This window comes from Malonomonas rubra (genome assembly GCF_003247215.1).
Taxonomy (GTDB): Bacteria; Desulfobacterota; Desulfuromonadia; order Desulfuromonadales; family Geopsychrobacteraceae; genus Malonomonas; species Malonomonas rubra_A.
Map to the genome: position 1 here is coordinate 1 of NZ_QKAP01000051.1, position 11,928 is coordinate 11,928.

General features: G+C 49.7%; 8 protein-coding genes and 1 other RNA gene. All 9 read right to left on the reverse strand.

Annotated elements, in window-relative coordinates; genetic code table 11:
* Positions 1-237: 237 nt before the first annotated feature.
* Positions 238-590: a transfer-messenger RNA gene (gene ssrA, locus Q7J88_RS04530) on the reverse strand.
* A gap of 72 nt (positions 591-662) precedes the next feature.
* The gene (gene smpB, locus Q7J88_RS04535) at positions 663-1,118 is read right to left on the reverse strand and encodes an SsrA-binding protein SmpB (RefSeq protein ID WP_303720965.1); all 456 of its coding nucleotides are present in this window, start codon (positions 1,116-1,118) and stop codon (positions 663-665) included.
* 1 nt (position 1,119) lies between these two features.
* The gene (locus Q7J88_RS04540; protein WP_303720966.1) at positions 1,120-1,569 is read right to left on the reverse strand and encodes a SoxR reducing system RseC family protein; all 450 of its coding nucleotides are present in this window, start codon (positions 1,567-1,569) and stop codon (positions 1,120-1,122) included.
* Positions 1,566-2,825, reverse strand: a complete 1,260-nt coding sequence (locus tag Q7J88_RS04545; RefSeq protein ID WP_303720967.1) for an amidohydrolase family protein — start codon at positions 2,823-2,825, stop codon at positions 1,566-1,568. Before Q7J88_RS04545 ends, Q7J88_RS04540 begins: the two co-directional genes overlap by 4 nt.
* A gap of 21 nt (positions 2,826-2,846) precedes the next feature.
* A complete protein-coding gene (gene panP / locus Q7J88_RS04550; protein WP_303720968.1) occupies positions 2,847-4,508 on the reverse strand; it encodes a pyridoxal-dependent aspartate 1-decarboxylase PanP in 1,662 nt (553 codons plus the stop codon).
* 40 nt (positions 4,509-4,548) lie between these two features.
* Positions 4,549-5,394, reverse strand: coding sequence for a pantoate--beta-alanine ligase (panC, locus tag Q7J88_RS04555; protein WP_303720969.1), 846 nt, complete (start codon positions 5,392-5,394; stop codon positions 4,549-4,551).
* 11 nt (positions 5,395-5,405) lie between these two features.
* Complete coding sequence (gene panB / locus Q7J88_RS04560) at positions 5,406-6,206, reverse strand: 3-methyl-2-oxobutanoate hydroxymethyltransferase (protein ID WP_303720970.1); 801 nt, start codon at positions 6,204-6,206, stop codon at positions 5,406-5,408.
* A gap of 264 nt (positions 6,207-6,470) precedes the next feature.
* Entirely contained in the window at positions 6,471-7,055 is a 585-nt protein-coding gene (locus Q7J88_RS04565; RefSeq protein ID WP_303720971.1) for a flavin reductase family protein, read from the reverse strand.
* A gap of 74 nt (positions 7,056-7,129) precedes the next feature.
* Positions 7,130-11,890, reverse strand: coding sequence for an NAD-glutamate dehydrogenase domain-containing protein (locus Q7J88_RS04570; protein ID WP_303720972.1), 4,761 nt, complete (start codon positions 11,888-11,890; stop codon positions 7,130-7,132).
* Between the last annotated feature and the right edge of the window lie 38 nt (positions 11,891-11,928).

An 11,928-nucleotide genomic window follows, 5' to 3' on the forward strand; every position in this document is an offset into this window, starting at 1 on the left:
AGCTATTATTCGATATATATAGCCCAACTCTACTGAGAGGAGACCAGCCGTCTTCGTCTGATGATTGTTCAACTGCTGTCCTTAGTAAATTCACAAGACAGGTGTCACCCCGTGGTGATTTTGTTTACTGGAACGACAAAAAAATGCTCCCCTCGTTTGAGGGGAGCAGTCTCGTGAGAAAGTTTCGAGAAAGTTTGCGATTTGAAAATCGCAACTTGCTGAAATTCCTCGGGTTATTGGTGGAGGTGGCGGGAATCGAACCCGCGTCCGAAAGCTTTCCACGTAAGGCTTCTACATGCGTAGTCTGCGCATTGAGTTAACCGGGGGAAGCTCCCACAGACAGGATATTCAACCGGCGAGTCTGCTTAAGTTTCACTCCAGCGCCACAGACACTCGCTGAAGCTATCCCACTGCTTGTACGTTTCATGTCCTACATGGGCGATAAGTCATGAAACGTGGTCGCTTAATTAAGCGGCCAGTGCGTAACTAACGTCAGAGTCTGCGTTTAGTTAAGTTGGGCTTTTTACGAGGCCAGCCCACCTCGGCATGCCACCTTCGTTTCCGTCCCCCGTCGAAACCTTGACACCCCCTTTAAATTTATTTGTTAATAAGTTGCGTTTTTTAGACAATTCATTATCTCATTTTTCTAAACATATTCCAAGCTATCGATAGGCGTTTTTCATAGCCTTCGACATTTCGCGATCAGCCTCTTTCTGTTTAATTGTCTGTCGCTTGTCATGCAATTTCTTACCGCGACCGATACCTATTTCTAGCTTGATATAGTTACGCTTGAAATAAAGCTTGGTCGGTACCAGTGCTAACCCTTTCTGTTCAGTCAAACGGATCAACTTGTCTATTTCGGCATGATGCAGCAACAACTTGCGCACCCGGGTTGGATCGTGGTTTTCCCGATTACCGAAATCGTACGGGCTTATATTCATATTATTAATAAACACTTCGCCGTTTTTAATTCGACAAAAAGACTCTTTTAAGTTTACCTTCCCCAACCTAACCGCCTTGACCTCGGTCCCAGTCAGTACAATTCCTGCTTCAAAGGTATCTTCGATATAATAATCGTGATAAGCCTTTTTGTTGGTGGCAATAACTTTAATGCCCATACTAACTATCCGCCCGCGCTTTGATGTTGACGATGTGCGGCATAAAAGCCTCCCGTTTCAACTTACGGGTTACAAACCTGATGCCGAGAAAGGTCACGATCAGAAAAGTAACTCCAAGCAGTGCGGAGAACAATGACGGTTCGATCCCTAAAGTTCCTCGATCACCGATGTTCTGCCCGATCAAAGCTCCGATCAGTAACCCGATTATCGGTACGATGTAAAGCATAAAAGAGGATTGCAGGAAATGCTTAGTGCTAGTAACAATCCTTACCCGGTCACCAACCTTCGCCCCAACACCGTTAAAAGCGTCGACTAACATAACCTCTCCGTCGTCCCCCATTTTACAGACACTGCTCGACGGGCAATGATCACATGCGCTGTTCCGCTTGCACTGCACAACTGCAATCTCTGGCGCTTTCAACTCGACAACCGTGCCGACCTCTTCAATCATACTGAGGTTTCTCCCTGGTGGAAAACTTGGACAATCTCCTCAGTCCTCCCCGGAGCGACAAGATAATCAAAAATTTCATTTTCGGCAACTGCGGTCTCCGGTTGCAAAACCTGAAATTCAGCCAATTTGCCGACTTCCAAAGAACCGAGCTGAGCGGCCAACCCCAAAGCATCGGCACCACCCGATGTTGCCATTTTCAGTAGCGTCGGCGCATCGCACTCTCCCCCAAACCAGTTGTGAGCAAAAGCGATTTCGTCCCAAACAGAGAGACTGTCATTGCTTGCCATGCTGTCGGTCCCGAGGCTGAGGTTTATTCCGGCTTGCAACAGTTGCGCAACGGGAGCCTTGCCAACCTTTAGTTTGGCGTTGGAACGGGGGCAAAGCACCAGACTCATCTGCTGTTTCGCGAGAAGCTCAATTTCGCGACCGCTAAGTTGCACTCCATGTACCAACAGATTCTTCGGAAACAGGCCGGCGTGGCGGTGTAAATATTCAGCCGGTCGGCAACCGCTTCCCTTCGGGATCAGGTATTTCCATCCAACCGATGGATAAAACCGTTTTGCCAAATCGCCTCCACCGTGAACGACAAACTCAATCTCCTCTGGCGACTCGGCGAGATGGGTACTGCAGGGCAGGTTCTGCCGAAAACATTTCTCATACACATCTTTCAGGTAATCGGCACTAATGGTGTACGGAGAATGGGGAGAAATCCCCAACTGCATCAGCCCTACCCGCTCTTCAGCCAACAAGGAACGCAGCTCATTCCGAAATCGGCTGATAATCTCCGGATCGTGACCGAGGCTTTCCAAGTAGAGGACACCGTGAAGCATCGTTCCCTGATAGACTTTACGGCTCGAGTATTGGGAAAGAATATCACCAACAGCACCGGTTCCTGCAGCCAAAGACTGCCGTATGCCATTGGCAACTGAACAACTGTAGGCCTTTTTCCCAAGTTTCCGCTTCACCCGAACCAGACGTAAGATCCAATCGACAAAATTATCCGGTTCGGTAGTTTCTCCAAATTGCTGTGCCCAAAGCGGAAAGTCGGTTAATTCAAGATGAGTATGTGCGTTCACCAACAACGGGAGCAGCACACAATCGGGAAACTCGACGACCTGAACTTCTGGATGGGCACGACGTAGGTCGGCAAATCTGCCAATAGACACAATTTTACCGTTCACAGCGAGCAACGCCCCACCGATAATCGGTGGGGCGTTTCCGGGTACCAGATATTTTGCACAATAAATCTTGGTCAAAAAAGCAATCCGTCAAGCAAGTCAGCAGGCCTGGCGTACTTGATCAAAAGGGGGGAAAATTCCTTTGATAGCAACCAACAGGTCCTGTATTTCATCTTTTTCTACAATAGCACATTGTTCCCGCAAAACATTATCCAGAATTTCGTCAGTAGTCAACGGATTGGCAAGTACCACTCGGAACACAGTCAAGGTTTCATTGTGGTAGCGCACAGATTTGAGTCGCGTCCGTGAGACAAAGGACTTTCCCGCTTCGCGCTGATATTTCTGCACAAGCCTCGTCAGTTGATCAAGCAGTTCGTTCACCTGGGTTGTCTGTTCTTCGGTTGCGCGCAGTAACGACTGTTGCAGCCATGCCGGATTGTAGCGATAAGTAAAAATATTCAGCTCCGGTTCACTCATCAATTCAAAATCGGGATGCGCAATAACTTTATCGGCAAACTGCCGAGCCCGACCGATCCCCATGTCGATCAGCAGTTCATAGCCTTTTCGACCGATGATCGACAACCCGGCATGGACCAACATTGATTTTCCGGGGCGTGACCCCTCTAGAGTGTGGCTACCAAGGTCCTTGGATCCGTGACGTAGAATATATGCGGCATGATGCTCGATAGCTGAAAGTGCTGTCGGGTCCTTAAACAGGACCATACCCGCCCCCATCGGCACATAAAGTTGCTTGTGGGCATCTATTGTTACCGAATCGGCCCGTTCAATCCCCTTCAGTAGATGTTTGTGTGTCGATGAAAACAGAGTAGGCCCCCCCCAAGCTGCATCAACATGGAAATGGCAACCTTCTTCAGCGGCAAAATCAGCCATCTCGTCCAACGGATCAACATTCCCAGTTTCCGTGGTACCAGCGATACCGACGATCGCCAATGGTCGAATCCCCTGTTTCTTCAAGCGCAAACATTCATTTTTCAACTGCTTCAGATCGATCCGGTTATTTTCATCGGTATCGACAGAGACGAGATTATCACGACCAATGCCAAGGATATCGATCCCTTTGCCCAGCGAATAATGTCCGCGCCGAGAAACCAGTACCGCCAATCCATTGCAATCGAGGTGTTGCAGCGCCTTTAGAAAACCTTCCTGGGCAATGCCGCGAAAATTTCCGGACGGTCCGCACAAGAGATTTCGCGCAACCCACAGTGCGGTGATATTAGCGATCGTGCCACCTGAGCAAAAAGCGCCTAGAGCATGCTGACTCTTGTGAATCCACTCGGGGTAAAAGCTGTCTTCGCGGTTGTAGATCAGGCGATGCAACATCGCCAGCACCTGTCTTTCCAACGGTGTAAATGCTTTGGAGGTTTCTACTTTAACCAGATTCTGGTTGAGGGCGGTCATAATCCGCGACAACGGCAGCATGAAATAGGGCAAAGCCGAGGTCATATGACCGATGAAGCTGGGAGCGGAGGTATGCACCGACTGGGCGACCAGTTTCTCCTTAACGAATTCCGTGTACTCGGAAACGAATTTCGGTTCTTCCGGAATCCGCGGGTCGGCGAAGTCCTTTTCGATCTCCTCCATTTCCCGCTCCAGAGCCACAACATGCTCCTGCAGAAAACCGGTCACATTATCGGTGATCGCCTGATCGATCGCACCAAGGGTGGAATCGGGAGCTTCGGGAACAGTGAAAATACGATACAGGTTCTCAAGATTGGCCTGAGCCATTTCTTTCTTCATCATCGGCTTACGTCCCCCAATCTAAAGGGTTACAAAACAGCAATCAGTAAAGAAGAAAACCATTATCTATCAAACGGGTTTTACCTATAAACACTGCTAACAGCAGCACCGAGTCTGCATCGACCTTCCGCTGTTCCTCAAGGGTCAGTTGATGGCAGATTTTAATGTAATCGATCCGTGCTTCTGACTGTGTGGAAATCTTTTCCTTCAGCGTCTCGATGATTTCGTGGCTATCAAGGTCGCCGACCGATGCCATCCGTCGAGCGACTTCAAGTGACTGAGAAAGCACCAAAGCCTGCTGCCGTTGCGAGCCACTCAGGTAGACATTCCGCGAACTCATCGCAAGTCCGTCATCTTCACGGAAAATCGGCATGCCGACGACTTCGACCGGCATGTTCAAATCGAGTACCATGCGATGAATTACAGTCAGCTGCTGGAAGTCCTTGTTGCCGAACAGGGCAACATGTGGCTGAACAATATTAAAAAGCTTGTTGACAACCGTTGTCACACCCCGAAAATGACCGGGACGAGTGGCACCGCACAAAACCTCGGTAATACCTTCGACATCGACATAGGTCGCATAACCTCTGGGATACATTTCATTGATCAGCGGCGCAAAGATGATATCAACACCGATTTTTTCCGCCAGTTCAGAATCCCTCTGCAGATCTCGTGGATAATCTTCAAAATCCTCCCCCCGCCCGAACTGGGTCGGATTGACGAAAATTGAAAGTACTAGCAGGTCACCACGCTTGCGCCCTTCCTTAAGGAGTGATAAATGGCCATCGTGCAGATAGCCCATGGTTGGGACAAAGGCAATCTGTTGCCCTTTCCCTTTTGCTTCTTTCACCCGCTGCTGCATGGTTGCAACTGTCGAAACAATTTCCATGATCGCCTGTCTTATTTGAAGGAATGATCAATGGTCGGAAATGCTCCCGACTTTACTTCAGAAATGTAATCGCTGATCCCCTGAGAAATGGTTTCGGAAATATCAGCGAAACGTTTGACGAATTTCGGCGAATACTTATCGCACAGGCCGAGTATATCGTGAATCACCAACACTTGGCCGTCACAATCTGCCCCGGCGCCGATACCGATGGTCGGAATCGTTACTGCTTCGGTCACTGCTTTCGCCAGATCGCGCGGAATTCCTTCGAGTACCAGAGAAAAAGCCCCAGCATGCTCAACCGCTTTGGCATCAGCGAGAATCTTGCGGGCCTGCTCTTCCTGGCGCCCCTGCACCTTGAAACCACCCATCCGATGGATCGATTGGGGGGTCAGGCCGATGTGCCCCATCACCGGAATGTCGATATCGACAATGGCACGGATCGTCTCGGCCATATGTTCGCCACCTTCCAGCTTGACGGCATGGGAACCGGCTTCTTTGATCAAACGCCCTGCATTGCGGCGCGCCTCTGTAATATTGACCTGGTAGCTCATAAACGGCATATCGGTAATGATCAACGCCTGCTCGCTGCCGCGTACTACGGCGCGAGTGTGGTAGATCATCTCTTCCAAAGTTACCGGCAGCGTGTTGTCGTAACCAGAACAAACCGATCCAACAGAGTCACCAACCAGGATCATGTCGACCCCGGCTACGTCCATCAATTTCGCAAAAGGATAATCGTATGCAGTTAGTACGCTGATTTTTTCCTGCTGCTTCATCGCAGCGATGTCGAGTATGGTTTTTCGTTTTTTCACAAGTATTTCCCTGGGGTTAAAGCAAAAATGCCTTTCGCTAAAGACGAAAGGCATTTCAGTAACAGAGAGAACGTTTTCTCCCTGATTATGGCTTATCACCTTCCGTCCCGGTCACGATCGATCCAGGCGGTTTTTTTTGTAAGCAGCCTACGGGAATGCGGCTCCGGTACAAGTCCCGTGCCTCCCGCAAAAGGCGTTTACGATATATCACAGTGAACTTTTAGTTGTCCACAATCTTTTCCTGAATATTCACGAAAAAGGAGGTCATTCTTTGCCACCAATCAGGCGTTTCCCGTCACTATAAGCATCGGCACGTTTATTGCCGAGATCCCAGTATTCTCTAACTCCACCAAGATACACCAACGGATCAAAACGCCGCACATCGATCTTTTCATCCAAAGTATAAGCAGATTCAGCAGCATGGATCTGCAAGACCTCGGCAATCAACAACCTATAATCACCCAAGTCTATTTCCTGAGAGAGTCGACATTCGACATTGAGTGGAGATTCAACCAACATCGGCACCTTGACAATCTCCGCAGGCTCGAGCGACAAACCGGTTTCCTCCAGTTTGTCATCCCTATGCCCGCTGCGGATACCGCAATAATCGGCCTCTACAGCCAGAGACGCAGGTACCATATTAACCACAAACTCGCCGCTCTGGGTGATATTTTTATAGGTTTTGCGACCCTTGTTCAGTGACACGGCCATAGTCGGCGGCGTTTTACTAACTATGCCGACCCAAGAGGCGGTCATCAGGTTCGCAGTCCCGCTGATGTCTGTGCTGGTGATGATCGAAGTAGGTTGTGGAAAATAGGTTACACAGGGCCCAAGTTGTCTTTTTTGCATCTGCATATCTCCTAAACAACAAGGGGCAGACGCTTACCGCCTGCCCCGCAAAAATATAATAACGTAAGGTTGTTTCAGCCGGCCAGGAAATTATCCAGCGTCCGCAACAGGACAGTAAAAGGATGGAAGTTGCGCAGCGATTCGGTCTGCAGAGACTGTCGCAATCCTTCAAAAGCCCTCAACTTTTGCCGCCGCAAATTGAAGAACTGATTCGGATTGTCTGGTGATTCCATGGCAACTTGTTGAACTATTCGCACCATAACAGAGTGCATTGAACCGAGCAAGGATTCCTTCGCCCGACGATCCCAGCGATCGCGAACCGGAACCTGTTCTAACATCTCAAAAATACTGTCACAGGAGAGTTTTTCATCCACCAGCACTTTCATCCGTGCCAAGTGTTCCAAATCTCCGCCAGAGAGTCTTGTCATGCAGATCAAAGGGAGAAAATCGGCAAGATACTTCAACGTCGACAACTTCAATGCAACGGCATCGTCAATCCCCTCCGCATTCAGTTTTTCTTGCTCAAGCTGGCAGTACTGCCACTGATCTGCACTCAAGATTTCCGGCAGCATCTTGGTGTACTGGTTCAACTGGTCAACAATCAGCTGTAAGTCAGTCTCCTCTTCGGGCAGTTCCATGCCACTGCTCAAGGCATAAGAGCAATAGGAGCGAAGCACATCCTCCAACTTAAGTAACAGATCGTACTGCAGCGATGAAGAGATCTTGTTGTCGAGGGCGAACAGTGCCTTGCGCATTTCATTGCCATCGAGAATGTAGTCGAAGACCAAATAGAAATTCGCGACCGTCACTTGGCTGCGACCGGTCAGCCGACTCATGGTCTGGCAAAAAGTACTTCCGGCTTGATCGACAACCCGGTTGGTGAGCATGGTCGCCGTGATCTCTTTGGCCAGAGGATGGCGCGGCAGAACTGCCGCATAACGATCTACTGCTTCTTCGGGAAAATAATCAAACAGCAGCTGCGTTACCACCTTGTTGTCAGGCAGCTCAGAGTCGAGCAGCGCACGGTAAAGGAACATCTTACTGTAGGCCAGCAAGACGGAAAGTTCAGGCCTCAACAGGGCCGCTGGCTGACGGGACGTAACTTCCTTACGGTCAGGCAGAAATTCACCACGCCGATCGAGCAACCCTGAGCGACCGAGTCGATCAAGCTGCTCCAGATACGGTTCTACATCATCCCGGCAACGGATTTCATCAAGAGAGATCGACAGAGTCTGGGTGTAATTGTTCGCCAAGACATCCTGGCAAACAGTCTCTTCCATCTCCTCCAGCAATTCATACCCGGCCTCGACATTTTTTAACAGCTTATCCTGATGCAGGAGCTGCAGTAAAATTTTCAGATTCACTTCATGGTCTGAGCTGTCGACACCGGCCGAGTTATCGATTGCATCAGTGTTCAGCCGCCCGCCACACTTGGAATACTCAACCCGGGCCAGTTGGGTCATGCCGAGGTTTCCACCTTCACCGATGACCTTGGCCCGCAGTTCCGTCGCGTCGACCCGGACAGCATCATTTGCCCGATCACCTGCATTTTCGTTGGATTCATTTGTCGCTTTGACATAGGTTCCGATCCCACCATTCCAGAGCAGGTCAACCTCTGCCTTGAGCAGCAGCTGAATCAGCCCTGGCACATCAATCGTATCTTGGCGCACACCAAGCCACTTGGCAACCTGCGGCGACAGGGGGATTTCTTTAAGTGAGCGTGAATAGACTCCGCCACCCTCGGAGATTAACTCCGGGTTGTAGTCCTCCCAAGTGGAACTAGGCAATTTGAACAAACGCTCGCGCTCCTGATAGGATGTTTCCGGATCGGGGTCGGGGTCGAGGAAAATATGCATATGATTGAAAGCGGCGCACAGCTTGATTTTACGTGACAGCAGCATGCCGTTGCCAAACACATCTCCGCTCATATCGCCGACGCCGACCACGGTGAAAGGCTCATCTTGAATATTGTGACCCTTTTCGCGGAACAGACGCTTGACACTCTCCCAGGCTCCCCGCGCGGTGATGCCAAGTTTCTTGTGATCATATCCGTGTGAACCACCACTGGCAAATGCATTGCCTAACCAGAAACCATACGATTCGCTGACGGCATTGGCGGTATCAGACAAGTGTGCGGTTCCCTTATCGGCCGCAACGACTAAATACGGGTCCTGGTCATCGTAGGCGATCACTCCGGCTGGTCGAACAACTTGATCACCCACACGATTATCGGTCAGATCAAGCAACCCACGCATCAAAGACTGATAGGCGTCCTTGACATATCCTGCCATCACATCACGATTCTTACTGGATCGCTTGGTGACAAAGCCCCCCTTCGAACCGACCGGCACGATAACAGCATTCTTGGTCATCTGCGCCTTGACCAGTCCAAGCACCTCGGTTCGGAAGTCATCGGGCCGATCCGACCAACGGATACCACCACGAGCAACTTTACCGCCACGCAAGTGCACTCCTTCCATCGTCGCTGAATGCACATAGACTTCGTACAATGGACGAGGATTCGGCATATCGATAACACCTAGTGAGCTGACTTTAAAGGAAAAGAAATAGTCTTCCTGATCACAGCGCAGAAAGAAATTGGTTCGTACCGTTGAATCAATCAGGTTAAACAGGGTACGCAGAATCCGGTCTTCGTTAGGGTCAGAGACCTCTTCAAGGGCTGCGGCCAACTCCTGCCGGATTGGGGAAAGTGCGTCCAATTCTCGGTCCATCGGATCGGCCCAAGCCTCATTCGGTTTAAAGCGCGCTTCGAAATAGCGATACAACAGCAACGCCACAGACGCATTATGGATCAGCGCAAACGCGACACGCCGCTTGGTAAAGGGACACCCGAGCTGAAAATAGTAATTGCGATAACCTCTAAAAACGTCGATCTGCTTCCAGCTGAGACCCGTCAATGACAACAACCGATGCAAGTAATCGTTTTCGACTTCTTTCCGGCTCATCACCAGCAAAGCTTCAATTAATAGAGGTTTCAGATCCTTGAACGGGGTTGCGCCAAGAGCGTTTGGACGGATGGCAAAACTCTTGATATAAACCAGCTCGCCGCTGACACTCAGAGAAAAATCGACCTCTTCGATAACACATAGGTCGAGGTTTTCCATGAACGGCATCAACTCGTTCAAATAGCTTTCCTGCAAACTGTAATACTGCAACCGGTAAAAATCTTCCCTTTCGTAAAAAGGCCCCCAAAGGTCGAATGAGTCCTTCCGGTCGCGTAACAGTTTCTCTATATTGCGCACGTCACGTACCGCGAAACGAGGGTGTGTACGCGATCGGTAATCCTGATAAAAAGCCTTGATATAGCGTTCCCAGATATCAAAAGAGTCGGCCGTATAATATCTTTCCAGCAGATCTCTAAATTTCAGTTCCCACGGCAAAGTCAGTCGGGTCAACCCATGTTCCAATTGCTGCAGCTCAATGAACACCTCTTTACATTTCAAGCGCAAATTGACATGCAGACTTAAGTAGTTCGGAGAGAGATGAATCAGCCGCGATTCAATGGAACTCGCATTTAAATAGCGTCGAATATAGCTTTCAAGCCGAACGATATGCTCATCCGAATAGAATTCTTTCGGCATCGTCAACAACATGGTCAGTCCCGACTCTGAGAGGCTTGGCGCGACCACCACTTTCACCCCTGCCTGACGATGCATCTGGGTAAATGAACGAATCATTCGGCGTAGATCATCTTCTCCCATGAGGAACAACTCGACCTTCGGGAAGGTGTTGATGATCTGCATCGTTTTACGATAATTATGGCTGTCACGCGGGATATTCAATTGCGCCAGAGCTGCTTCAATCCGCTTACGTAAAGCCGGGATTGAAGAGCTGTTGGTATCGATACTCTGCTGAGTGTAGAACCCCCAGAAAGCATGCTCACAATACTGATCGTCACCTACCGGCTCTCGGAAACCGAGGTATGTCAAACGTTCAAAGCGATGCAAGGCACAGCGGAGTTCAGTCTTTTCCAGAGCAACGTCAATGCCATGACCGTGCATTCTGGTCACCGGAGGAGCTTGCAATTCCACCGGATCAATATGCACATCGAACGGTTGCGTATAGAATCTATGCAAACCGATCGGTTCACAAATTTCCTCCACGGCCTGCTCGTCAGCCGTTTTATTATAGCGATAACAACGACTGGCGACCGGAATAAAGTTATCTTCCATCAGCCAGTTAAACAGGTCGGAGAATTTCTGTAAATTTTCCACCTGGGCCAACTTGCGAAAGCGTTCCAGAGTCTGTGGTCGAGAACGGTTTACAATCAAAGCGGCGATGATGATTCTTTCGACCCCCTCCTGCAACTCGGGGAGCAAGCGCTTTGGAATCTGCTCCAGTTCCAGCCAGAGGAAAGATTCTTTATCCAAGCTCGAATCGACAAGCCCAATCTGCTGCAAAACGCCATCCGTCCGCTTGACCGATAGAATCGGATGGCATATGACCCGGAAATGGAGCGAACGATGGTGGAGATACTCTTGAATCGTCGAAAAAATATGGTTTGCGTCGGTAGCGTTGGCAAACAAAAAGTAGTGCCCTGGTTGCTTCTGCTGCAACAAGGAAACTTTGACAGCACGGTCACGCTTAATTAGAAATTGTCCTGCATGGAGAAGGTTTTCGACTATCTGCTCAACAGAAAGCGCGGCAAGAAAATTGGCCGGAATCTGCTGGCGAAAAATCCCCGCCAGTTTGACAAAAAACGGCAGGTTTTCGTTCTGCCCCTGGCGGATCAATTCCTTCTCAAGGATCTCCTGCTGCATTACAGGGTCAGGATTTCCAGCCGACCGACCACCTCGCGCGACGGTTACTTTCATCGACTACTCCTCGATCATTTTTCAAAATAAGATCAACT